General features: G+C 73.9%; 18 protein-coding genes. 3 read left to right on the top strand and 15 right to left on the bottom strand.

The window, feature by feature from the left end:
- Window positions 1–50 precede the first annotated feature (50 nt).
- Entirely contained in the window at window positions 51–1088 is a 1038-nt protein-coding gene (locus tag Ae505Ps2_RS18395; protein ID WP_075553809.1) for a zinc-dependent alcohol dehydrogenase family protein, read from the top strand.
- A gap of 15 nt (window positions 1089–1103) precedes the next feature.
- On the opposite strand, the gene Ae505Ps2_RS18390 is transcribed toward Ae505Ps2_RS18395, so the two are convergent.
- The 7 genes from Ae505Ps2_RS18390 to Ae505Ps2_RS18360 form a co-directional block, all read right to left on the bottom strand.
- Complete coding sequence (locus tag Ae505Ps2_RS18390) at window positions 1104–1325, bottom strand: hypothetical protein (protein WP_020623920.1); 222 nt, start codon at window positions 1323–1325, stop codon at window positions 1104–1106.
- Window positions 1322–2329, bottom strand: coding sequence for a biotin synthase BioB (bioB, locus tag Ae505Ps2_RS18385; RefSeq protein WP_020623921.1), 1008 nt, complete (start codon window positions 2327–2329; stop codon window positions 1322–1324). Before bioB ends, Ae505Ps2_RS18390 begins: the two co-directional genes overlap by 4 nt.
- 2 nt (window positions 2330–2331) lie before the next feature.
- Complete coding sequence (gene bioD / locus Ae505Ps2_RS18380; protein ID WP_075305641.1) at window positions 2332–3030, bottom strand: dethiobiotin synthase; 699 nt, start codon at window positions 3028–3030, stop codon at window positions 2332–2334.
- Window positions 3027–4208, bottom strand: a complete 1182-nt coding sequence (locus tag Ae505Ps2_RS18375; RefSeq protein ID WP_075334210.1) for an 8-amino-7-oxononanoate synthase — start codon at window positions 4206–4208, stop codon at window positions 3027–3029. Before Ae505Ps2_RS18375 ends, bioD begins: the two co-directional genes overlap by 4 nt.
- A gap of 72 nt (window positions 4209–4280) precedes the next feature.
- A complete protein-coding gene (locus Ae505Ps2_RS18370) occupies window positions 4281–4670 on the bottom strand; it encodes a thioredoxin domain-containing protein (RefSeq protein ID WP_020623876.1) in 390 nt (129 codons plus the stop codon).
- A gap of 49 nt (window positions 4671–4719) precedes the next feature.
- On the bottom strand, window positions 4720–7038 hold the full coding sequence (locus Ae505Ps2_RS18365; RefSeq protein ID WP_075305640.1) for a bifunctional SulP family inorganic anion transporter/carbonic anhydrase: 2319 nt from the start codon (window positions 7036–7038) through the stop codon (window positions 4720–4722).
- Window positions 7039–7316: 278 nt separating this feature from the next.
- Window positions 7317–8609 (bottom strand): adenosylmethionine--8-amino-7-oxononanoate transaminase, encoded by a 1293-nt coding sequence (locus Ae505Ps2_RS18360; RefSeq protein WP_075554269.1) that lies wholly within the window; start codon window positions 8607–8609, stop codon window positions 7317–7319.
- Window positions 8610–8719: 110 nt separating this feature from the next.
- On the opposite strand from Ae505Ps2_RS18360, the gene Ae505Ps2_RS33540 reads away from it, so the two are divergent.
- On the top strand, window positions 8720–9766 hold the full coding sequence (locus tag Ae505Ps2_RS33540; RefSeq protein ID WP_249265297.1) for a PaaX family transcriptional regulator C-terminal domain-containing protein: 1047 nt from the start codon (window positions 8720–8722) through the stop codon (window positions 9764–9766).
- Between the two features lie 112 nt (window positions 9767–9878).
- Here Ae505Ps2_RS33540 and dnaE read toward each other — a convergent pair whose 3' ends face one another.
- Window positions 9879–13427: a DNA polymerase III subunit alpha gene (dnaE, locus tag Ae505Ps2_RS18345; protein ID WP_020623479.1), complete on the bottom strand. Its 3549-nt coding sequence runs from the start codon at window positions 13425–13427 to the stop codon at window positions 9879–9881.
- A 345-nt stretch (window positions 13428–13772) separates the two neighbouring features.
- Here dnaE and Ae505Ps2_RS18340 point away from each other — a divergent pair, with 345 nt between their 5' ends.
- Window positions 13773–14420, top strand: coding sequence for an HAD-IA family hydrolase (locus tag Ae505Ps2_RS18340; protein ID WP_083696088.1), 648 nt, complete (start codon window positions 13773–13775; stop codon window positions 14418–14420).
- 378 nt (window positions 14421–14798) lie between these two features.
- Here the strand turns inward: Ae505Ps2_RS18340 and Ae505Ps2_RS31300 are convergent, their stop codons facing one another.
- The 7 genes from Ae505Ps2_RS31300 to Ae505Ps2_RS18305 all read right to left on the bottom strand — a co-directional run bounded on the left by Ae505Ps2_RS31300 (window position 14799) and on the right by Ae505Ps2_RS18305 (window position 24598).
- On the bottom strand, window positions 14799–15524 hold the full coding sequence (locus Ae505Ps2_RS31300) for a hypothetical protein (protein ID WP_139318680.1): 726 nt from the start codon (window positions 15522–15524) through the stop codon (window positions 14799–14801).
- A gap of 3 nt (window positions 15525–15527) precedes the next feature.
- Complete coding sequence (locus tag Ae505Ps2_RS18330; RefSeq protein WP_060714737.1) at window positions 15528–16439, bottom strand: RluA family pseudouridine synthase; 912 nt, start codon at window positions 16437–16439, stop codon at window positions 15528–15530.
- 10 nt (window positions 16440–16449) lie between these two features.
- On the bottom strand, window positions 16450–16998 hold the full coding sequence (gene lspA, locus Ae505Ps2_RS18325; RefSeq protein WP_075305639.1) for a signal peptidase II: 549 nt from the start codon (window positions 16996–16998) through the stop codon (window positions 16450–16452).
- Window positions 16999–17041: 43 nt separating this feature from the next.
- Window positions 17042–18535: a potassium/proton antiporter gene (locus Ae505Ps2_RS18320; RefSeq protein ID WP_075305638.1), complete on the bottom strand. Its 1494-nt coding sequence runs from the start codon at window positions 18533–18535 to the stop codon at window positions 17042–17044.
- 13 nt (window positions 18536–18548) lie between these two features.
- Window positions 18549–19358 carry a class I SAM-dependent methyltransferase gene (locus Ae505Ps2_RS18315; protein WP_075553808.1) on the bottom strand — a complete coding sequence of 270 codons (810 nt, stop codon included), beginning with the start codon at window positions 19356–19358 and terminating at the stop codon, window positions 18549–18551.
- Between the two features lie 153 nt (window positions 19359–19511).
- The gene (gene ileS / locus Ae505Ps2_RS18310; RefSeq protein WP_075305636.1) at window positions 19512–22697 is read right to left on the bottom strand and encodes an isoleucine--tRNA ligase; all 3186 of its coding nucleotides are present in this window, start codon (window positions 22695–22697) and stop codon (window positions 19512–19514) included.
- Window positions 22698–22972: 275 nt separating this feature from the next.
- The gene (locus Ae505Ps2_RS18305; protein ID WP_075553807.1) at window positions 22973–24598 is read right to left on the bottom strand and encodes a hypothetical protein; all 1626 of its coding nucleotides are present in this window, start codon (window positions 24596–24598) and stop codon (window positions 22973–22975) included.
- Window positions 24599–24616: the final 18 nt, after the last annotated feature.

Raw genomic sequence — 24616 nt, 5'->3', positions numbered from 1 at the left:
CACCGCGACCGGGCGCGCATGAACGGTTCCGCATGTGGGCACCCATCGGTATGAAGGCGACTCTGATCCACGGCAAGCACGACATCCGGATCTCGTCCGACATACCGGACCCGGTCATCCGTGACGACACCGATGCGATCGTGCGGGTCCTGCGCTCCTGCATCTGCGGCAGCGACCTGTGGCCGTACAACTCGGCGGAGGACTCCACCGAGGGCCACCGCATCGGCCACGAGTTCCTCGGTGTGGTCGAGGAGGTCGGGTCCGGCGTCCGGAACCGCACGAAGGGCCAGCTCGTCGTCGCACCGTTCGTGTGGGCCGACAACACCTGTGACTTCTGCGCCGCGGGCCTGCAGACCTCCTGCCGGCACGGCGGCGGCTGGGGCTCCGACGGCACCGACGGCGGCCAGGGCGAGGCCGTCCGTGTGCCGTTCGCCGACGGCACCCTGGTCCCGATGCCCGGCGAGCCGGACGACGCGCTGCTCGCCTCGATGCTGACCCTGTCCGACGTGTTCCCCACCGGCCACCACGCCGCCGTCTCGGCGCGGGTGCAGCGCGGGGACACCGTGGCCGTCGTCGGCGACGGAGCGGTCGGGCTCTGCGCGGTGCTCGCGGCGAAGCGGCTCGGTGCCGAGCGCATCATCCTGCTCGGCCGGCACACCGCCCGGACCGACCTGGGCCGCGAGTTCGGCGCCACGGACGTCGTCCCCGAGCGCGGCGACGAGGCGATCGAGAAGGTCCGCGAGCTCACCGGCGGCGACAGCGTCGACGCCGCGTTGGAGTGCGTCGGCTACGTCGAGGCCGTCCGCACCGCCGTCGAGGTCACCAAGGACGGCAAGCTCGTCGGCCGGGTCGGCGTCTCGCAGTACTCCGACATCCCGCTGGGCGTGGGCTCGTTCATGCGCAACGTCGGCGTGCACGGCGGCGTCGCACCGGCGCGGGCCTACATCGAGGAGCTGCTGCCCGACGTGCTGGACGGCACGGTCCGGCCGGGCAAGGTCTTCGACCGCACGGTCGGCCTCGACGAGGTCCCCGACGGCTACCGCGCCATGAACGACCGCGAGGCCCTCAAGGTCCTGATCAAGCCCTGACCGGGACCGGGCCCGCTACCGGCTGGACCGCTCGCCGTGCCTGCTGCACCGGGCGGTCCAGCCCACCGGGTCGACCTGGACCACCATCCGCCGCGCGCAGTCCGGGCAGAAGCGCGGCGGCTCCAGCTCACGTCGCGCGGCGCACCGGTCGTGGCCCGCCGTCGCGTCGGGGTTCCCGCACTGGTCGCAGTACGGGCCCCCGTCCTCCCGGGTGGAGACCTGCACCGGCGCCGTCACAGCGTCTCGTTGAGGGCCTTGATCGGCATCTCCAGCTCGCCGAGCAGGTCGATGTCGGACTCGGCCGGACGTCCCAGCGTGGTCAGGTAGTTCCCGACGATCACCGCGTTGATCCCGCCGAGCAGGCCCTTGCGGGCGCCCAGGTCGCCGAGGGTGATCTCGCGGCCACCGGCGAAGCGCAGGATCGTGCGCGGCAGCGCCAGGCGGAACGCGGCGACGGTGCGCAGCGCGTCCGGCCCGGACATCGGCTCCAGGTCCCCGAACGGGGTGCCCGGGCGCGGGTTGAGGAAGTTCAGCGGCACCTCGTCGGGCTCCAGCTCGGCGAGCTGCCCGGCGAACTCGGCGCGCTGGTCCAGGCTCTCCCCCATCCCGACGATCCCGCCGCAGCACACCTCCATGCCGGCCGCACGGACCATGCGCAGGGTGTCCCAGCGCTCCTCCCAGGTGTGGGTGGTGACCACGTTGGGGAAGTGGCTGCGGGCGGTCTCCAGGTTGTGGTTGTAGCGGTGCACGCCCATGCCGGCGAGCTCGTCGACCTGCTCGGCCGTGAGCATCCCCAGCGAGCAGGCGATGTTGATGTCGACCTCGTCCCGGATCGCCGCGATGCCGGCGGCGACCTGGGACATGAGCCGCTCGTCGGGCCCACGGACGGCCGCGACGATGCAGAACTCGGTGGCCCCGGTCTTCGCGGTCTGCTTGGCGGCCTCGACGAGCATCGGGATGTCCAGCCAGGCCGAGCGCACCGGCGAGGCGAACAGGCCCGACTGCGAGCAGAAGTGGCAGTCCTCGGGGCACCCGCCGGTCTTGAGCGAGATGATCCCCTCGACCTCGACGTCGGGCCCGCACCAGCGCATCCGCACCTCGTGGGCCAGCTCCAGCAGGTCGTCGAGGCGGTCGTCGGGAAGGTCGAGCACCTCGCGCACCTGGCTGACGGTGAGGCCGCGGCCCTGGTCGAGGACCTGGTCGCGCGCGACGGTGAGAACGTCGGTCCTGGCGGTCGTCATGATCAGGCATCCTGCCAGCGGCCGACCGGGCGCGGTCCGAATGTGCGGCACGCAACGTCGCGGAACCACTCGGGAGCGGCACCGCCGAGCCCGGCCGGGAGCACACCGAGCAGCGGCACCCCGCTGGTCGCGGGCAGGTCGTCGAGGTTGCACCGGGCGGCGAGGTCGGGCGTGTCCGGCCAGGCCCCGACGACGACCCCGGCGCAGACCAGGTCACGCGCCCGCACTGCCTCGACGGTCAGCGCGGTGTGGTTGAGCGTGCCGAGCCCGGCCGCGGCGACGACGACCACCGGCGCGTCGAGCAGGCGGGCGACGTCGGCGACGGTGCCGCCGTCGTCGTCGAGGTGCACGAGCAGCCCGCCCGCGCCCTCGACGAGCACCAGGTCGTGGGTGCGGGCCAGGTCGCGGGCGGCGTCGGCGGCCGCGACGGGGGTGACCGGGGCGAGCCCGGCCCGCCGTGCGGCGGTCCCGGGTGCGAGCGGCTCGGGATAGCGGGCGAGCTCGGCGGTGTGCGCCTGCGGCACCAGCCGCGCGACGACGGCGGCGTCCCCCGGCTCGTCCGGTCCGACCCCGGTCTGGGCGGGCTTGAGCACCGCCACCCGCTCCCCCGCCGCGACCGCGACCGCGGCCAGCGCGGCGGTGGCGACGGTCTTGCCGACCTCGGTGCCGGTCCCGGTGACGACCAGGTGGCGCCCGGTCATGCCGGGACCCCCGTCCGCGCCGCGGCCAGCACCTCGGTGAGTACCCCGGCCGCGAAGGACAGCTCGGCGTCGGTGAGTCCGGCGCGGGCGGTCAGGCGCAACCGGGAGGTGCCCGGCGGGACCGACGGCGGGCGGAAGCACCCCACCCGCAGCCCGCGGCGCAGACAGGCCGCGGCGGCCTCGACGGCGGGGCCGGGCTCGCCCAGCACGACCGGGACGACCGCGGACACCGGCACCGGGGCGTCGCAGGCCCCGGCCAGCACCCCGGCGACGTGCAGCACCTCGGCCGGCCGGCCGGGCTCGGCGGCGAGCACCCGCAGCGCGGCGAGCGCCGCGCCGGCCGCGGCCGGGGCGAGACCGGTGTCGAAGATGAAGCTGCGCGCGGAGTCCACCAGATGGGCGGTGACCGCGGCCGGGCCGAGGACCGCGCCGCCCTGGCTGCCGAGCGCCTTGGACAGCGTGACGGTGGCGACGACGTCGTCGGCCCCGGCGAGCCCGGTCTCGGCGAGCAGCCCGCGCCCGCCGGGACCGCGCACGCCGAGGGCGTGCGCCTCGTCTGCGAGCAGCACCGCGCCGCGGGCCCGGCAGACCCGGTGCAGCGCCGTGAGCGGGGCGAGGTCGCCGTCGGCGGACCCGACGGAGTCGGTGACGACGAGCGCGCGGGTCTCGGTGCGGGCCGCCAGCGCGGCGTCGACCGCGTCGACGTCGCCGTGCGGCACGACGACCACCCGGGCCCGGGAGAGCCGGCACGCGTCGACCAGCGAGGCGTGTGCCGCGGCGTCGGAGACGATCAGGGAGCCGGGCCCGGTGAGGGCGGTGACGACGCCGAGGTTGGCGGTGTACCCCGAGGAGAACACCAGCGCGTCGGCGAACCCGCAGAACGCGGCGAGCTCGGTCTCCAGCTCGGCGTGCAGCGCGGTCGAGCCGGTGACCAGGCGCGATCCGGTGGCGCCCGCGCCCCAGGTGCGCAAGGCGGCCGCGGCCCCGTCGAGGACACGCGGATCGGTGGACAGCCCGAGGTAGTCGTTGCCGGCGAGGTCGAGCCACGGCCCGCTCGCGGGGTCGGCCGGTCGCGGGGACAGCCTGCGGCGCAGACCGGCCTCGGTACGGGCGCGGGCGTGCTGGTCGAGCCAGGCCAGCGGGCCGGATCCTGGCGTCGTCGGGAGGTGGCCGGTCACGTCCACACCCTAGGCAGAGCGGAGCCCCGCCCACCGCTAGGTGTGCGGGGCTCCGGGGTCGGGCGTCGCCGGTCAGGCCTGCGGCGCCTCGCCCTGCTGCTTCTCCTGCTCGGCGACGGCGGCACGGACCTCGTCCATGTCGACCGCCTTCACCTGGCCGATGAGGTCCTCGAGGGCCTCGGCGGGCAGCGCGCCCGGCTCGGAGTAGAGCACCACACCGTCGCGGACGGCCATCACGGTCGGGATCGAGGAGATCCCGAACGCCCCGGCCAGCGCCTGCTGGGCCTCGGTGTCGACCTTGCCGAAGGTCACGTCCTGGTGCTTCTCGGAGGCGGCGTCGTACACGGGGGCGAACTGGGTGCACGGCCCGCACCAGGACGCCCAGAAGTCGATGAGCACGGTCGTCCCGGGCGCGCCCACGACGTCGTCGAAGTTGTCGGTGGTCAGTTCCACGGTGGCCATACGGTCCTCAACGACGTCGTGGGTGCGGATTGTTCCCGGGTGCGCGGTCTCAGACCTTCAGCAGCCGGCGGGCCGCGGCGGTGGCCCCGTGCCCGTGTCCGGCGGCGATCCGGTCGAGGTCCGAGCCGTCGGTCCCGATGTCGGCGCGGGGCTCGACGAACCGGCCCGCCGCCTCGTCGAGGACGAGCACACGGGCGCTGCGGATGTCGTAGAACAGGCCCAGCACCTCGGCGCCGGAGTCCTGCGCCCGCAGCATCTCCAGCTGCATCGCGACGTTCACCATCGCCAGCTGGTCGGCCTCGCCGAAGCCGTCCTCCGCGGCGGCGACGGCGACCGGGTGGCCGGTCTCGTAGGCCCGCAGCACTGGCCGTGCCTCGCGCAGCCATTGGCCGAGCGCGGAGTCCCCGCTCGCGCCGCCGGCGAGCAGTCCCTGCATCGCGCCGCAGCCGGAGTGGCCGCAGACCGCGACGATCGGGACGTCGAGGGTGCCGGTGGCGAACTCGACAGCGGCCGCGGTGCCGGGACCGACGACGAGGTTGCCGACGTTCTGCACGGTGAACACGTCACCCGGGCCGCTGTGGGTGATGACGTGCGGCAGCACCCGGGAGTCCGCGCAGGTGATCATCATCGCGGATGGGGACTGCCCGTCGGCGAGCCCGGTCATGGTCGGGCGGATCGCCTCGGAGGTGTTGTCGTGGTAGGCGGCGACGCCGGCCATCAGCGTCCCCGACGCGTGCCCCTCGGTCCGCATGCCCTGCCACTCGCCCCAGGTCAGGAACCCGGCGCCAGGCGCGGTGGCGCGACGGGCCTGCTCGGGCTCGATCACGGTCACGGTGGCGCCGGTGCCCTCGTGCCGCGCCTTCCAGGCGAGCAGGTGGTCGTAGGCGGCGTGGTCGAGGTAGTCGGTGACCAGCCGGACGGTGACGTCGCAGCCGCGCGGGACGGCGTTCAGCTCGCGGGACAGCCGCGGCACGGCCAGGAAGCTCAGCGAGCCCTCGACGACGAGCTCGCAGCTGCCGTCGTCGGCCTGCTCCAGGTGCGGGCGGGACCGGACGGCACGCCAGAGCAGCATCAGCCCGGCCAGGACCAGCCCGATCAGGACGCCCTCGAGCAGGTTCAGGAACACGACGCCGAGCAGGGTGGCGGCGTAGATGGCCAGCTCGCCGTGCTGACGTGCGGTGCGGATCTCGGACGGCTTGATCAGCCCGACACCCATCATGACCAGCAGACCGGCCAGTGCGGCCATCGGGATGAGCTCGATGACGCCGATCAGCACGATCGCGAACAGCGCGATCCAGACACCGTGCAGCACCGCCGACGCGCGGGTCTCGGCACCGGCCTTGACGTTCGCGGCGGACCGGACGATCACACCGGTGATGGGCAGGCCGCCGATCATGCCGGACACGGTGTTGGCTGCACCCTGGCCGAGCAGCTCCCGGTCGGTGTCGGTGCTCGTGCCGGGCTTCATGCGCTCCACCGCGACGGCGGACAGCAACGACTCGACGCTCGCGATCAGCGCGATCGTCAGCATGCCGAACAGCACGCCGCCCCAGTTCGACTCCGGCAGCGTGGGCAGCGACAGCGCGTCCAGGAGCGAGCCCCCCAGCTGCACCCGGACGACGTCGGTGAACGCGAGGGAGACGACGGTGGCCGTGACGATCGCGACCAGCGCGGCCGGGACGACGGTCAGCTTCGCGGGCAGCCGGTTCCAGGTCAGCATGATCGCGATGACGATGCCGCCGAGGAGCAGCGCGGGCCAGGACAGGTTCGCGATCGCGCCGGGCAGCGCGGTGATCGAGTTGACACCGCCGGTCTGCGCCTGGCCACCGAGCACGACGTTCAGCTGGCCGAGGGCGATGGTGGCGCCGATGCCCGCGAGCATGCCGTGCACGACGGCCGGCGGGATGGCCTGGGCGAACCGGGACAGCCGGGTCAGCCCGAACACGATCTGCAGGACACCGGCGCCCGCGGTGATGAGGGTGGTGACCTGCCAGCCGAAGGTGTTGACCAGCTCGGCGACGATCACGGTCAGACCCGCGGCGGGGCCGGAGACCTGGAGCTTCGAGCCGCCGAGCAGACCGGCGACGACGGCACCGACGACGGCGGCGATGAGGCCGGCCAGGATCGGGGCGCCGGAGGCGACGGCGATGCCCAGCGAGAGGGGCACCGCCACGAGGAACACGACGATCGAGGCGGACAGGTCCGCCCGGGCGTGCGGGAACGTGCGCCCGAACCAGGAGCCGCCGGGCGGCGAGTGCTCGCCACGGCCGGACTCGGCCGGGGCGTGCTCGTGGTCCTGCATGCCGTGCTCGGTGTTGCTGGTGTTGCCAGTGGGGCGGGTGGTGCTGGAGTGACTGTGCGCGGGCACCGGATCCTCCGTATCGGTCCGTGGGGGGTGCCGGACCGCAACGGTGCGGTCGGCTGGGGCGGGTCGTGCGGTGCGCGACCGGCGGAGCGGGTGCGGCCGACCGGACGAATGCGATCGGCCGACACCGTTTCACCCCGACCAGGGAATCGGATCCTGATGAGAGCGCTTCTCATCGTTTCGGACGTCTGCGACGAAACGCCCGGTCAGCGCCGTACATCTCTGTGTAACGTGATGTGGAACACGGAAAGATCCACCGGATCGGTGGTCCGATCAGGCGCTCAGCGCTGGTCGCGGTGCCCGTCGCCGTGGGGATCCCGCTGCCCCGCAAGCGCTGCGGCCCGCATCCCGGCGGTGATCAGCGCGATGTCGTCGCGGGTGCTGACGAACGGCGGCATCGCGTAGACGAGGTTCCGGAAGGGCCGCAGCCAGACCCCGGCGAGCACCGCGGCGGCGGTCGCGGCCGCGACGTCGACCTCCTCGTCCAGCTCGACGACGCCGATCGCGCCCAGGACCCGGACCTCCCGCACCCCCGGCAGCGACCGGACGGGGGCCAGCCCGGCGCGCAGCCCGGCGGCGATGTCGCTCACCTCGCGCCGCCAGTCCCGTTCGAGCAGCAGCGACACCGAGGCGTGGGCGACGGCGGCGGCGAGCGGGTTGCCCATGAACGTCGGCCCGTGCATGAGCACGCCGGCCTCGCCGTCGGTGATGCCGCGGGCGACCCGGGTGGTGCACAGGGTCGCCGCCATCGTCAGGTAGCCGCCGGTGAGCGCCTCGCCGACGCACATGACGTCCGGGGCGACGGACGCGTGGTCGGCGGCGAACAGCTCACCGGTGCGGCCGAAGCCGGTGGCGATCTCGTCGAACACGAGCAGCACGTCGTGGGCGTGGCACAGCTCGCGCAGCACGTGCAGGTAGCGGGGGTCGTGGAAGCGCATCCCCCCGGCACCCTGCACCACCGGCTCGACGACGACCGCGGCCAGCTCGTCGGCGTGGGTCTCGACGAGCTCGGCGAGGTGGGCGACGTAGTCGTGGGAGAAGTCCTCCGGCGGGGCGTCGGCGAACACCTGCTGCGGGAGCACGTCGGACCAGAGCGAGTGCATGCCGCCGTCGGGGTCGCAGACGCTCATCGCGCCGAAGGTGTCGCCGTGGTAACCGCGCCGCCAGGTCATCAGCCGGTGCTTGCCGGGGCGGCCGCGGGACCGCCAGTACTGCAGGCACATCTTGATGGCGACCTCGACCGACACCGAGCCGGAGTCGGCGAGGAACACGTGCTCCAGCCCCTCCGGGCCGACGTCCACGAGCAGCCGGGCCAGGTCGACCGCCGGGCCGTGGGTCAGGCCGCCGAACATCACGTGGCTCATCCGGCCGAGCTGGTCGCGCACCGCCGCGTCGAGCCGCGGGTGGCGGTAGCCGTGGATCGCCGACCACCACGACGACATCCCGTCGACGAGCTCACGGCCGTCGGGCAGCGTCAGCCGCACTCCCTGCGCCGACTCCACGACGATCGGCGCCCGGGTGGCCGGCATCGGCGCGTAGGGGTGCCAGACGTGGTCCCGGTCGGTGGCGAGCAGCGCCGCCGTGTCGGACGCGGATCCGGGGAGGGTCGGGTCCGGGACACGCCCGGGGCCTGCGGTGGTCACGAACGGCCACGCTAGTGCCGACCCTCTACGCTGGCCCGACCATGGCCACGCCCGACTCCGTGTACGAGCCGGAGGGGCCCGACGGGTCGGCCCTGCGCCGTCGCGAGCTCGGGCAGACCTCCGCCCGATCTCTGCTGCTCACCGTGCTGGGCGAGTTCGTCCTCCCGGCCGGCGAGCCGGTATGGACCCGGGCCCTGCTCGACGTGCTGGGCGCGCTCGGCGTGGAGGCCAAGTCGGCCCGCCAGGCACTGGCCCGCACCGCGGGCGAGGGCCTGCTCACCTCCGACCGCGACGGCCGCCGGGTCCGCTGGTCGCTCACCCCCGCCGGGTCGGAGCTGCTGTCCGACGGCGCCGCCCGCATCTACGGATTCGGCCGCCCGACGACCGGCTGGGACGGTCGCTGGCTGGTGCTGCTCGCCTCGGTCCCGGAGTCGCGGCGACGCCTGCGGCACCGGCTGCGCACCCGGCTCGCCTGGGCCGGGCTGGGCTCCCCCGCCCCCGGGGTGTGGGTCAGCCCCGACCCCGGCAAGGAGGCCCGGGTCGCGGCGGTGCTCGACGAACTCGATCTCACCGGGTCCGGGTACTCCTTCGTCGGGCACTACGGCGGCATCGGCCGCGCCGACGACATCGTCGCCCAGGCCTGGGACCTCGACGTCGTGGAGCGGGCCTACTCCGAGTTCCTCGACGAGTTCGGCCCGCACCTCAGGCCCGGCGCATCCGGCCGCTCCGAGCCCGGGCCCGCCGCATCCGGCCGCTCCACAACCGGCCACGCCGCATCCGGTCCCGCTGCATCCGGTCCCGCTCGCGCCGGCGCAGCCGCGTCCGGTCACACCGCCGCGTCCACCGCCGCCGCCGCCGACGCCGGCGGTGGCGTCGGCGGCGGCGACGACGGTGACGGCGTCCTCGCCCGCCAGGTCCGCCTGGTCCACGCCTGGCGTCGCTTCCCGTTCCTCGACCCCGAGCTGCCCGCCGAGCTGCTGCCCGAGCACTGGGCCGGGTCCCGTGCCACGGAGCTGTTCACCACCCTGCACGAGCGCTGGGACGCCCCCGCCCGCGCCGCCTGGGCCGACCTGGCCCGCCGGGCCTGAGCCCCGCCCCACCGGACCGGGCCGGCGGCCGGTCGGTGCCGCATCCACACCCCGTCCCCGGTACCCACACCCGTTGCAACGGGTGTGGACGCCGGCTGAGAGGTGTGGCTGGTCAGCCGCCGAGGCAGCCGGGGCCGAGCAGGGCCTTCAGGTCCCCCATCAGGGCCGAGGTGTGCGTGACCTTGAGCGAGTCGTCCAGCCGCAGGGCGGTCATCTTGCTGCCGTAGACCAGGGTCAGGTGCACCTCGGAGGTGCCGGGGTGGTGGGTCAGCACCTCCTTGAGCTTCGCGACGCGCTCGGGGGTGCACTGGTCGGTGCGCAGACTGACCTTGATCGGCAGTCCGGCCTCACCGGTGGCGAGCTCGGGCACCGCGAGGTCGTTCGCGATCAGCGACACGCGGTCGTCGCGCTTGTTGACCCGCGCCTTGACCAGCACGATCGCGTCCTCGGCGACGTCGACGCCGACCACCTGGTAGGCCCGCGGGAAGAACAGCACCTCGATGCCACCGGCGAGGTCCTCGATCTGCGCCGAGGCCCAGGGCTCGCCGTTCTTGTTCACCCGGCGGTTGACGTTGGCGAGGATGCCGCCGACGGTGACCTGCGCGCCCTCGGCGACCGAGCCCTCGACGATGTCGGCGATCGAGGTGTCGGACTTCGCGGCGAGCGCCTGCTCGAGCCCCTGCAGCGGGTGCCCGGACACGTAGAGGCCGAGCATCTCCCGCTCGACGGCGAGCTTGTGCTTGGAGTCCCACTCCTCGTCGGGCACCTTCACGTCGAAGATGCCACCGAGGCCGCCGTCATCGCCCTCGCCGGGGCCGTCCAGGGACCCGAACAGGTCGAACTGGCCCATCGAGGCGGCCTTCTTGGTGCTCATCACCGCGTCGATGGCGTCGGCGTGCACGAGCAGCAGGCCCTTGCGGGAGTGCCCGAGCGAGTCGAAGGCTCCCGCCTTGATCAGCGACTCGACGACCTTCTTGTTGCAGACGACCGCGTCGACCTTGCGCAGGAAGTCGGAGAAGTCGACGAAGTTCCCCTTCTCCCGTCGTGCGGCGACGATCGCGTCGACGACGTTGTGCCCGACGTTGCGGATGCCGCCGAGGCCGAAGCGGATGTCGTCGCCGACCGGGGCGAAGTTGCGCACCGAGTCGTTGACGTCGGGCGGGAGGACCGTGATGCCCATCCGGCGGCACTCGGCCAGGTAGACGGCGGCCTTGTCCTTGTCGTCGCGCACCGAGGTGAGCACGCCGGCCATGTACTCGGCCGGGTAGTTCGCCTTGAGGTAGGCCGTCCAGTAGGACACCACGCCGTAGGCGGCGGAGTGGGCGCGGTTGAAGGCGTAGTCGGAGAACGGGAGCAGGATGTCCCAGAGCGTCTTGATCGCGGCGTCGGAGTAGCCGTTGTCCTTCATGCCCTGGGCGAAGCCAGCGTACTCCTTGTCCAGGATCTCCTTCTTCTTCTTGCCCATCGCGCGGCGGAGCAGGTCCGCCTGGCCGAGTGTGTAGCCCGCCAGCACCTGCGCGATGGACATGACCTGTTCCTGGTAGACGATCAGACCGAAGGTCTCACCCAGCACGTCCTTGAGCGGCTCGGCCAGCTCCGGGTGGATGGGCGTGATCTCCTGCCGGCCGTTCTTGCGGTCGGCGTAGTCGTTGTGCGCGTTCGCACCCATCGGGCCCGGGCGGTACAGCGCGCCGACCGCGGAGATGTGCTCGAACTCGCTGGGCGCCATGCGCCGCAGCAGGTCCCGCATCGGGCCACCGTCGAGCTGGAACACACCCAGGGTGTCCCCGCGGGAGAGCAGCTCGTAGGTCTTGCGGTCGTCCAGCTCGACCTTGTCCAGGTCGACGGCGGGCTTGCCGTTGAGCTCGATGTTCTCCAGGGCGTCGTCGAGGATGGTGAGGTTGCGCAGCCCCAGGAAGTCCATCTTCAGCAGACCGATGGTCTCGCAGACACCCATGTCGAACTGGGTGATGATCGCGCCGTCGGACTCGCGGCGCTGGATCGGGATGACGTCGATCAGCGGCGTCGAGGACATGATCACGCCCGCGGCGTGCACACCCCACTGCCGCTTCAGCCCCTCCAGGCCCCGCGCGGTGTCGATGATCTCCTTGACCTGCGGGTCCGCCTCGTAGAGGGCGCGGACCTCGGTCGCCTCGGAGTAGCGCTTGTGCGACGGGTCGAAGATGCCCGACAGCGGGATGTCCTTGCCCATCACCGCGGGCGGCATCGCCTTGGAGATCCGGTCCGCGACGGAGTAGCCGGGCTGGCCGTAGAGCACCCGCGCCGAGTCCTTGATCGCGGCCTTCGCCTTGATCGTGGAGTAGGTGATGATCTGCGCGATCCGGTCCTCGCCGTACTTCTCGGTGACGTAGCGGATCATCTCGCCGCGGCGGCGCTCGTCGAAGTCCATGTCGATGTCGGGCATCGACACACGGTCCGGGTTGAGGAACCGCTCGAAGATCAGCTTGTGCCGGATCGGGTCGAGGTCGGTGATGCCGAGGACGTAGGCGACCAGCGAGCCCGCCGCCGAGCCACGGCCGGGGCCGCAGCGGATGCCGACCGACTTGGCGTGCTGGATGAGGTCCGCGGTCACCAGGAAGTAGCCGGGGTAGCCCATCTTGATGATGACGCCGACCTCGTAGTTGGCCTGCCGCCGGTACTTCTCGGTGACGCCGTCGGGGAACCGCATGTGCAGCCCCCGCTCGACCTCCTTGATCAGCCAGGACTCCTCGGTCTCTCCCTCGGGGACGGGCGCCTTGGGCTGGAGGTCCTGGCCGGTGGTGAAGTCGATGTTGCAGCGCTCGGCGACGAGCAGCGTGTTGTCACAGGCCTCGGGGTGGATCGGGTCCCAGAGGGCGCGCATCTCGGCGGCGGACTTGAGGTAGAAGTCCTGCGCGTCGAACTTGAACCGGTTCGGGTCCGCGAGGGTCTTGCCGGTCTGGACGCACAGGAGCACCTCGTGCGCCTTGGTGTCGTCCGGGTAGGTGTAGTGCAGGTCGTTCGTCGCGAGGCCGGGCAGGTCGAGCTTGTCCTTGAGCCGGAACAGGTCCTCCTGGACCCGCTTCTCGATCTCGATGCCGTGGTCCATCAGCTCCAGGAAGAAGTTGTCCTTCCCGAAGATGTCCCGGTAGTCGCTCGCGGCCTGGCAGGCGCCGTCGAAGTCGTGCTGCTGGAGCAGGCGGGCGACCTCGCCGGACGGGCAGCCGGTCGTCGCGATCAGGCCCTTGCCGTACTTCTCGAGCAGCTCGCGGTCCATACGCGGCTTGTAGTAGTACCCCTCGAGGCTGGCCAGCGAGGAGAGCCGGAAGAGGTTGTGCATCCCCTCCGTGTTCTCCGCGAGCAGCGTCATGTGGGTGTACATGAGGTCGGGGTTGTTCTCGCTGCCGTTCCCCAGCGCGGTGCGCTTGCGCTCGTGGCGCGACCCGGGCGCGAGGTAGCCCTCCATGCCGATGATCGGCTTGACGTCGTGCGCCTTCGCCTTGCGCCAGAACTCGAAGGCGCCGTACACGTTGCCGTGGTCGGTCATCGCGATGGCCGGCATCTCGTGCTTGGCGGCCTCGGAGAACAGGTCGTCGAGCCGCGCGGCCCCGTCGAGCATCGAGAACTCGGTGTGCGTGTGCAGATGGACGAAGGAGCGATTCCCGGATCCGGCACTGCCCATGTGTGTCCCGCGCTCCTCTCCCGCGCCGCTGGGACGGCGCGGACCTGACGATGTGCGCACGCCCGTCGGGGCGGACGTGCCCGGCACCGGGCCGGCGGCACGGCCGGGCAGGGACGACGGCGCCGGGTGTGCGGGCCTGGCGGGGCCCGCTCGCCGGAGCCGGTGGACCCTGCGGGTCCGGACCGACCGGATCGGTGAGGGCCTCAGCGTAACGGTGGGGTCCGACGGTTCCGGCGACGGCGGGCGGGCACGATCGGGCCCCGCGTGTCGCTCCAGCTCACCCCCCGTCCACCCCGGACGACGGCGTGTCGCGGACCCCCGGTGGCGGGTTAGGGTCGGGCCACGATGCCCGCCACCCCCGAGCCGCCGCAGACGCCGACGACACTGCAGCCGATGCCGAGGACGGTCGTGTTCGACCTCGGTGAGGTGCTCGTCCCCTCCGCGGGGCTCGAACGCCGCCTGGCCGCGGTGCTCGGGGTGTCCGAGCCGGCCCTGCGCGAGGCGTACTGGCGCCACCGGGCCCGGCACGACCTGGGCGAGCCGCCGGACCGCTACTGGACCGCCGTCTGCACCGAGCTGGGCCTGGCGCCCGAGCGGACCCGGCTCGACGCCGCCGAACGGGTCGACGTGACCTTCTGGTCGACGCTGCCGCCGTCGTCGTCGCTGCTGATCGCCGACCTCGCCCGGGCCCGGGTGCGCCTGGCGGTGCTGTCGAACGCCCCGCGCGGGCTCGCGGCCGCGGTGCGTGCGGCGGCCTGGAGCAGCCCGTTCGACCGGCTGCTGTTCTCCGCCGACGTCGGGACCGCGAAGCCGTCGCAGGACATCTACCGACGCGCCGACGTCGAGTTCGGGACCGCGCCGGAGCAGGTGGTGTTCTTCGACGACCGGGTCGACAACGTCCGCGCCGCCGTCGCGCACGGCTGGGACGCCCATCACTGGGAGGGCGCCGCCCGGGCCGTCCGGGTGCTGCGCGAGCGCGGCGTGCTCGGCTGACCGGGCCGCCTGCCCGTGCTCCGCAGGGGTGCGGCACCCTCCTGCCCGGCCGGCGGCACCCCCCCCGGGAGCCGGCGCCGTGATCACCACCGGTGAGGTGATCGGTGCCGGATTCGGCACCGATCGGCTCGGCCGTGGCGATCATGACCGGACGTGCGTGCGCGGGAGGCGGACGAGCCGGGCCCGGGCAGATCGCGGGCGGGACCGCGGCTCAGGGCCCGGGCACCGCATGATCACCACCGATGCAGCGATGGGTGCCGGATCCGGCACCGATCGGCTCGGCCGTGGCGATCATGACCGGGCAGCCGGTGGCCGCGGCGGCGCCGGGCCACCGTCGTCACCGGCGGCTCGCGGCGGTGGGTGGACCGGGAGGACTGCTCAGGGGACGGGGCCGTCGTCGGGGGGTGGGCTCGCGCTGGTGGTCTGCTCGGGCAGCAGCGGCGACAGCGCCAGCTCCGGTGCGGTGGTCCCGGGCGGTGCGGCCTGCACGGCGCGCACCCCCTGGCGCGCGGCGAGCGCCTCGAGCCCGGCCCGGTCCGCGGTCACGACCAGCGCGACCACGCAGGCGCAGCCCGGGTCGCCGAGGGCGCGGCCCTCGGCGGCGGCCACCGCGGCCCGCCGGGCGAGCGCGGCGCGGGCCTCCGGGGTGCCCGCTCCCCCGCCGTCGTGGGCGGCCCGGTCGGCGTCGGCACCGGCGCCGTACGCGGCCCGCTCGCGGGCGACGCCGAGCGCGCCGGCGGCGTCCCCGGTGCCGGTGACCGGCTCGAACCGCAGCGCGGTCTGCACCCGGTCGATCGGCACCCGGAACACCGCGGTCCCGACCGGGCCGACCCCGGCGGGCACCGCGGCCGCGGCGTCGACCGTCAGCGGCCGGGCGAACTGGACGAGCGCGGGCACCGCGGGTCCGGGCGGGGGCAGGGTCGCGGGCAGCCCGGCGAGGTAGCCGGCGACGTCCTGGCCGGGGTCGGGGCCCAGCCGCACCGACCCGGTCGCCGCCGGGGGCCCGGCCGACGGCCCGGACCCGGCCGCCCAGACGGCACCGAGGAACACCACCGCCATCGCCGCGGCGATCCACCCCAGCGCCCGGGTGCTCAGACCGGTCACGCGTCAGTCCCGCAGGACGTCCAGCGCCGCGTCGAGGTCGGCCGGGTAGGGGCTGGTGAACTCGACGTGCCGGCCGTCGGCGGGGTGGGCGAACCCGAGTGTGCGGGCGTGCAGCCACTGCCGGGACAGCCCGACCCGCTTGGCCAGCGTCGGGTCGGCGCCGTAGGTGATGTCGCCGACGCAGGGGTGGCGCAGCGCGGAGAAGTGCACCCGGATCTGGTGGGTGCGGCCGGTCTCCAGGTGCACGTCGAGCAGGCTGGCCGAGCGGAACGCCTCGATGGTGTCGTAGTGGGTGACGCTGGGCTTGCCGCTCTGCATCACCGCGAACCGGTAGTCGTGGCGCGGGTGCCGGTCGATCGGGGCGTCGATCGTGCCCGACGAGGGGTCCGGGTGCCCCTGCACGACGGCGTGGTAGCGCTTGTCGACGGTGCGTTCCTTGAAGGCCCGCTTGAGCTCGGTGTAGGCGTGCTCGGAGGTGGCGACGACCATCACCCCGGTGGTGCCGACGTCGAGCCGGTGCACGATGCCCTGCCGCTCGGCGGCGCCGGAGGTGGACAGCCGGAACCCGAGCGCGGCGAGCCCGCCGGTGACGGTCGGCCCGGTCCAGCCCGGGGAGGGGTGCGCGGCGACCCCGACCGGCTTGTCGACGACGACGATGTCGTCGTCGGAGTGCAGCACCGTCAGGCCCGCGACGACCTCGGCCGGGCCCTCGATGACCGCGGGCGCGGGCGCGTCGGGCAGCTCGACCTCCAGCCAGGACCCACCCGGCAGCCGGTCGGACTTGCCGGCCTCACGACCGTCGACCGAGATCCGGCCCGACTCGGCCAGGGTGGCGACGACGGTCCGCGACAGCCCCAGCAGCCGGGACAGCCCGGCGTCGATGCGCATGCCGTCCAACCCGTCGGGCACCGGCATGCTCCGTACCTCACCCACGGTCGCGACTCCCGTCGATCTCGATGCCCCGCACGGCCATCAGCACCAGCAGGATCCCGCCGCACACGATGCCGGTGTCGGCGAGGTTGAACACGGGGAAGACGCTCCCGTCCGGGGAGAAGAAGGCCAGCATGTCCACGACGTGCCCGCGCATCGGTCCGGGTGCGCGGAAGAACCGGTCGACCAGGTTGCCGAGCGCGCCGCCGAGGACCAGGCCGAGACCGATGGCCCACCCGGTCGAGGCGAGCCGCCGCGCGATCCGGATGATCACGCCGACGACGACCACGGCGACGATCGTCAGCACCCAGGTGTAGCCGGTGGCCATGGACCAGGCGGCGCCCGGGTTGCGCAGCAGCGTGAGGTAGAAGAACCCGTCGATCACGGTGACCGGCCGTTCCCCCTCCAGCGCGGCGACGGCGGCGATCTTGGTGACGAGGTCGAGCGCCAGCCACACCGCGGCGATGCCCGCCAACAGCGCCACACCGCGCCGTCGTACGGCGGGGTCGATCGGCACGGTGGGGGGTGGGGGGTCGGCACTCACACCCGTGATTATGCGGGTCGCCCCGACACCTCCGACCGGCCGGTCAACCGGCCCGCTCGCCCGGCCGGCCCCCGCCCTCGTGCCAGCGGACCAGCTTGCCGCCGCGGTCGACGTCGCGGATCCGCTTCTCGGTGTCCTCCCGGTTGTCCCGGGTGCTGACGACGAGGAACTGGTCGCCCTCGCGCAGCCGGGTGTCGGTGCCCGGGGAGAACGCCTCGGCGTCCCGCACGACCAGGCTGACCGTGGCTCCGCGGGGCAGCCGCAGCTCGCGCAGGTAGACGCCGTGCAGCCGGGAACCGGGGGGCACCTTGACCTGCAGGAGCTCGGCGTCGACCTCGTCGAGCGGGGCGGCGTCGACCTCGACGCCGCGGGTGTCGGTGCGCGAGACCACCCCGAGCAGCCGCGCCACCCAGGGCAGAGTGGTGCCCTGGACCAGGGTGAGCAGCACGACCAGCACGAACACGACGTCGACCAGCCGTTGGTTCTGCCCGCCGCCCTCGGTGACCGCGATGAGGGCGAGCACGATCGGCACGGCACCACGCAGCCCCGCCCAGGACAGGAACGCCTGCTCCCGCCAGGGCACCCGGAACGGCAGGGCGGCGGCGGCCACCGACAGCGGCCGCGCGGCGAGCAGGACGACGGCGGCGCAGATCAGCGCGGGCACCACGGCGGCGGGCAGCCGCGCGGGCACCGCGTACAGGCCGAGCAGCACGAACAGCCCGATCTGGGCGATCCAGCCGGTGCCCTCGGCGAAGGAGACGACGCCGCCGCGGTGCGGGAGCCGGGAGTTGCCCAGCACCAGCGCGGCGCAGTAGGTGGCGAGCAGCCCGGAGGCGTGCACCCCCTGCCCGGCGGCGAAGGCGAGCAGGCAGGACGCGATCGCCGCGAGCGGGTACAGGCCGGTCGAGGGCAGCGCGGCGCGGCGCAGTCCCCAGGCCGCGCCCAGCCCGAGCAGCACACCGATGACGGCGCCGCCGACGAGCTCGTAGACGATCAGCAGCGGCGTCGTCCAGCTGATGGCCTCGGTCCCGGCCAGGACGACGACGGCGATCACCACCGGCGCGTCGTTCATGCCGGACTCGAGCTCCAGGGTCCCGGCCAGGCGTTGCGGGACGGCGACGCCGCGCAGCACGGAGAACACCGCGGCGGCGTCGGTGGAGGACAGCACCGCGCCCCACAGCAGCGCGGTGCGCCATTCCAGGTCGAGCAGCAGGTGCAGCAGCCCGCCCGTGACGGCGATCGACACCAGCACCGACAGCGTCGACAGCAGCAGCCCGAGCCCGAGCGCGGGCCGCACCGCCGACCAGCGGGTGGTGAGCCCGCCCTCGGTGAGGATCAGCACGAGCGCGGTGAGGCCGAGGGACTCGGTGAGGCCGGTGTCGTCGAACCGGATACCGAGCACGGACTCGCCGAGCAGCACCCCGATGCCCAGGTAGAGCAGCAGCGACGGCAGGCCGAGCCGCACCGACACCCGCACCGCGAGCACGCCGAGCAGCAGCACCCCCGCGGAGATGCCGAGCAGCAGTTCCAGGCTCACCGGGGCCCCCTGCTCAGGGCGACCAGGTCAGCGTGACGGCGTCGGTGCGTCGCGGCGGGAGGTCCACCAGCGCGGCGGCGACCTCCTCGACACGGTCGGCGGGCAGGCAGAGCCTGCGGGTGACCCAGGCGGCGTCGTGCGGCAGGCGTGCCGTGCGGGTCCAGGTCAGGACCTCCGGGTCGACGCCCTGCTGCTCGCGCAGCACCGCGACGGCGTCGTCATGGGTGGCCGACGGCGGCCGGACCACGTCGTGGAAGCGCTCCCACAGCGGGTCCAGCCAGGCCAGCGGGTGCTCGGTCAGCATCTCGACCACGACACCGCCGATCCCGCCCCGGGTGCGGACGGCACCGGTCAGCGCGGCGAGGAACGGGGGCAGGTCGACGACGTTGTGCAGCACGTGGTGGCAGACGACGACGTCGTGCCGCCCGGCGGCCCCGGCCGCCTCGGGCCAGCTGCCGTGCACGGTGGCGTGCGGCAGTCCCCGGGCGCGGGCGGCCTCGGCGAACACCGCGAGCATGTCGGCCTGCCGGTCGACGCCGACCACCCGGGCCACCGGCGACGGCTCCGGCCACGCCGCGCCGAACGCGGCGTCCCCGCCGCCGCAGCCGACGTCGAGCACGCTCGCCCCGGCGCAGGTCCACGCGGCGGCGCGCTCGGCGATCGCCCGTGCGGCCCGGTGCGACGGCGTGTCGGCAGGTCGGGCGGGCGGGGTGAAGTCGGCGGGGTCGTGGGTCCACGGGTCGGCGGGGGCCCGGCGGAGGACGTGGTCGGGGATCCCGCGGGCGGTCTGGCGTTCTCGCCACCGTTCCGCCGCGTCACCCATGGGGGTGAGGATAGGGCCCGGTGGGGCCGGCACCCCGGACCGGTGGTTCCGGAGATCCCGGCGACGCCCGGGGCGCCCGGGATCCCGGCGCCGACCACCGCGTCCGTCCCGCGGGGACGCCCCGCCGGTGAGCGGTGGTCGGCGCCGGGCCGGTCAGGCGCGGGCGACCGCGGCCGACAGCGTGACCGACGCGCCGTCGGGACCGACGACCTGCCCGCTCGACGCGCCGGCCCCGGTGGGGCCGTAGGCGACCGAGGTCGCCAGCACCTCACCGGCGACGAACGCCTCGTGGGTCCGGACGGCGTCGAGCACCGCGTCGGGCCCGTCGAGGGTCAGCGCGATCCGGTCGGACACGTCGAGGCCGGCGTCGCGGCGGGCCTGCTGCACGACGCGCACGACGTCGCGGGCGGTGCCCTCCGCCGCCAGCTCCGGCGTCACCGTGGTGTCGAGGACGACGAGCCCCGCGTTCCCGGGCAGGGCCTGGGTGCGCTCCGGGTCGGCGGCGACGAGCTTCTCGGTGAACTCGCCCGGCTGCAGCGTGATGCCGGCGGCGACGACGGTGTCGCCCTCCTGGGTCCACTCCCCCGCCTTGACCGCGCGGATGCAGGTCTGGACGTCCTTGCCCAGGCGCGGGCCGGCGACCCGGGCGTTGACGGCGACCTCGAACCGACCGTGGGTGGCGACGTCCTCGGTCAGCTCGACCGAGCGGACGTTGACCTCGTCGGCGAGCAGCCCGGTGAAGTCCTCCAGCGCCTTGGCGTCGGTCGCCGCGACGGTGAGCGCGGGCAGCGGCTGGCGCACCCGGACCTTCGCCGACTTGCGCAGCGACAGCGCCGCGCTCGCGACCTGCCGGATCCGGTCCATCCCGGCGACGAGGTCGGCGTCGTGCGGCAGCCCGGCACCGGCCCGGCGGTGCGAGACCGACGGGTCGGAGCCCCCGGGCCAGTCGGTCAGGTGCACCGACCGCCCCCCGGTGAGCCCACGCCAGATCGCCTCGGCGGTCAGCGGCAGCAACGGCGCCGCGACCCGGCAGGTCACCTCCAGCACGGTGTGCAGGGTGTCGACGGCGTCGCGGCGCACGGCATCGTCGGAGGACCAGAACCGCTCACGGGACCGGCGGACGTACCAGTTGGTGAGGGTCTCGGCGTGGTCGCGGATCCGGTCGCAGGCCCCGGCGATGTCGTAGGCGTCCATGGCCGCGGTGACGCCGTCGACGAGGTCGGCGGTCTTGGCCAGCACGTACCGGTCGAGCACGTGGGGTGAGTCGGTGCGGAACGTGCCGCGCTCGTCGCCGGCGTAGAGCGACAGGAAGTACCAGGTGTTCCACAGCGGCAGGATCGCCTGGCGGACGCCCTCGCGGATCCCCTGCTCGGTGACGACGAGGTTGCCGCCGCGCAGGACCGGGCTCGACATGAGGAACCACCGCATGGCGTCGCTGCCGTCGCGGTCGAACACCTCGTTGACGTCGGGGTAGTTCTTGCGCGACTTGGACATCTTCGCGCCGTCGTCGCCCAGGACGATGCCGTGCGCGACGCAGTTGCGGAACGCGGGCCGGTCGAACAGGGCGGTGGCCAGCACGTGCAGCGTGTAGAACCAGCCACGGGTCTGGCCGTTGTACTCGACGATGAAGTCGCCCGGGTAGTGGTCCTCGAACCAGTCGCGGTTCTCGAACGGGTAGTGGACCTGCGCGAACGGCATCGAGCCGGACTCGAACCAGCAGTCGAGGACCTCCGGCACCCGGCGCATGGTCGAGTTGCCGGTGGGGTCGTCGGGGTTGGGCCGGGTCAGCTGGTCGACGTACGGCCGGTGCAGGTCGGTCGGGCGCACGCCGAAGTCGCGCTCGATCTCCTCCAGCGAGCCGTAGACGTCGGTGCGCGGGTAGCGCGGGTCGTCGGACTGCCACACCGGGATCGGGCTGCCCCAGTAGCGGTTGCGGGAGATGCCCCAGTCGCGGGCACCCTCCAGCCACTTGCCGAACTGCCCGTCGCGCACGTGCGCCGGGGTCCAGTCGATCTGCTGGTTGAGCTCGACCATGCGGTCCCGGAACTGCGTGACACGCACGAACCAGGAGTCGACGGCGCGCTGGATGAGCGCGTTGCCGCAGCGCCAGCAGTGCGGGTAGGGGTGGTCGTAGGTCTCGTGGCGCAGCAGGACGCCCTGGGCGTGTGCGTTGCCGTCCTTGAGGTCGCGGATGACCTGCGGGTTCGCGTCGAAGACCTGGATGCCGGCGTAGGGGGGGACCTCGGTGGTGAACTCGCCGCGGGAGTCGACCGGGTTGACGACCTCGATGCCGGCCGCGTCGGTGACCTCCTTGTCCTCCTCACCGAAGGCGGGGGCGATGTGGACCAGCCCGGTGCCGTCGTCGGTGGTGACGTAGTCCGCGGCCAGCACCCGGTGGGCGTTCTCGCGGCCGGTGAAGAAGTCGAACGGCGGGGTGTAGCTCGCGCCGAGCAGGTCGGAGCCCTTCACCCGCGCCAGGACCGGCGGCTCCTCCCCCAGCTCGCGGGCGTACGCGGCGACCCGGGCCTCCGCGAGCAGCCAGCGCTCGGAGTTCGCCTCCACCACCACGTAGTCGACGTCGGGGTGCACGGCCATCGCGAGGTTGGACGGCAGGGTCCACGGGGTGGTCGTCCAGACCAGGGCGAGGACGCCGTCGGTCTCCGGACGGCCCGGCGTCGACAGGCGCAGCCCGACGGTGACGGCCGGATCCTGCCGGTCGGTGTAGACGTCGTCCATCTTGGTCTCGGTGGCGCTCAGCGGCGTCTCGCAACGCCAGCAGTACCAGAGCACCCGGAAGCCGGAGTAGACCAGGCCCTTGTCCCACAACGACTTGAAGGCCCACATGACGGACTCCATGTAGTCCAGGTCGAGGGTCTTGTAGTCGTTGTCGAAGTCGACCCAGCGGGCCTGGCGGGTCACGTAGTCGCGCCACTCGCCGGTGTAGCGCAGCACGGAGGTGCGGCACGCCTCGTTGAACGCGGCGACGCCCATCTCGTCGATCTCGGACTTGTGCTTGATGCCGAGCTGGTTCTCGGTCTCGACCTCGGCGGGAAGACCGTGGGTGTCCCACCCGAAACGACGCTCGACCCGGTGGCCGCGCAGGGTGCGGTACCGCGGGACGACGTCCTTGACGTAGCCGGTCAGCAGGTGGCCGTAGTGGGGCAGGCCGTTGGCGAAGGGCGGGCCGTCGTAGAAGACGTACTCGTCCGCACCGTTCTCGCCGGCGGGCCGCTGGTCGACCGAGGCGCGGAACGTCTCGTCGGTGTCCCACGACGCGAGCACGTCCTGCTCGAGCGTCGGGAACGACGGGTGCGCCGGGACGTCGGGATAGCCGCTCACGTGTGTCGCTCCTCGTGCGTGCTCTCGCTTCGCACGGGGACGACGACGGCTCTGGCGAGCCGGGCCGCGGTACCACCCCGTTTGCCCGTGCACGGGTGCACGAGCCTCTCGTTCGACGGCGATGACGGGCCGCACCCGTCCGGTTCTACTCCGGCCGGTGGATCACGTGGCCGTTTCTTCCGGAGGCTCCCCGGTGATGGCCGGATCGGTGCCTGTGGAACCAGGGTAGCGCGGATGCGCACCCCGTTATTCCGCGGGGCGCGCCCCGCCGCTGGTCAGCGGGCCTGGGCGGGGTGCCGCTCGCCGAGGGTCCGGTTCGGCGCGCACCAGCCGCACGGGGTGAACCCGAGCTCGACGGCCTCGCTGACGGGCAGCGGGATCACCGGGCGTCCGGTGAGGGCCCGGCAGGTCTGCACGTGGTAGCGGGGGTGCTCGTCGATCACGAGCACCTCGTCGGGCAGGCGCGCGGCGAGTGCGGCGAGGGTGGGCTCGTGCGGCTCCTCCGGGGAGTCGCCGTCCGCGCCGGCGGCCCCGTCGGTCCCACCCACGTCGGCCGGACCGCCGCCGGTGTCCGCGCCGGCTCCGGCGGCCGCGCCCGCGGGAGCCCCGCCGCGGGGGTCGTCGACCGGCGCGACCGATCCCGTGCCCTCGGCACCCGCGGGCACGGCGGAATCGGAAAGGCCCGCACCGGACGGGGTGTTCGCACCGGCCGGTCCGCCGGAGGCACGGTCGGTGCCCCCGCCCGGGCCACCGGGAGCGCCCGTGGCGCGGGCCGCCGTGGTGGCGTCGGCCGCTGCGGGGGTGCGGGTCGCGGTGGTCGCGTCCGCCGCTCCCGTGGCCGCCGCTGCCGTGGCACGGTCCGCCGTGGTCGGGTCCGCCGCTCCGGGAGCACCGTTCGCGGTGGCCGCTCCCGGCACAGCGTTCGCGGTCGTCGCATCCGCCGCTCCCGGGGCACGGGTCGCGGTGGTCGCGTCGGACGGGCCGTCCGTGGTGCCCGGGCGGTCGGGGCCGGCCGCGGCCGGGGCGCCCGGGCCGTTGCTGCCCGGGCCGTTGCTGCTCGGACCGGTGCCACTCGGGCCGGTACCCGAGCCGAAGCCCGGGTCGTCGGCGCCGTCACGGGCACCGGAGCGCGCCGCCGGGTCGGCACCCGACGTGGTGTCACGTCCGGCCGCGGCGGCGGTGCCGGCGGCGACCGCGCCTGCGGCTGCCGCCGTCACGGCCGACGTCGTGCCGGCGGCGCCGGATCCGGTCGGACGCGAGTCGGTCGCCCGCGCTGCCTCGGCGGGCGGTTCCGCGGTGCCGGGATCGGCGGGTCCGGACCGCGCCGGGTCGCCGCCACGACCCGCACCGTCCTCCCCGTCCGGTCCCGCCGACGCGTCCGCGCCCGCCGGGGCACCCGCGTGTGAGCCCACCCCGCTCGGGTCGACCGCGGCCTCGGCCCCCGAATCGGTCACCGTGCGTGACGAAAGTCCACCCGAACGAGATGCGCCGGACGGTCCCTCCGCAGAGCCGGACGGCCGGACGACCGGCATCTGGATGGTCTCGTCGGTCGCATTGTGGGCCGCCTCGGGCGTACCCGAGGCCGCGCCACCGTCCGGCCGGACGACCGGCAGGACCTGCGTCGCGGACTCCATGTCGGCGCCGTGGCCCGCTTCCGTCGAGGCCCGGTCGGCCTGGTCCGGCACCGCGGTGGCACCGGTGCCACGACCGGAGGCATCGGCCTCCGCCCGGTCACCGGCCTTCACCGCGGCACGGGTCTGCCACCAGTCGTAGGCGAGCACCAGGCCCGCGATCAGACTGATGACCACCGATGTCCACGCCAGTGCCACCACGTGCAGGAACCATCCTGCGAGCAGCAGCACCAGCGCGATGACCACGAGGATCAGGACCAGCACCAGCATCGGCGAACTCCGTCGGTC

Origin of the sequence: Pseudonocardia sp. Ae505_Ps2 (assembly GCF_001932425.1) — a bacterium.
GTDB lineage: Bacteria > Actinomycetota > Actinomycetes > Mycobacteriales > Pseudonocardiaceae > Pseudonocardia.
This window is presented reverse-complemented; position numbering and strand designations above follow the sequence as displayed.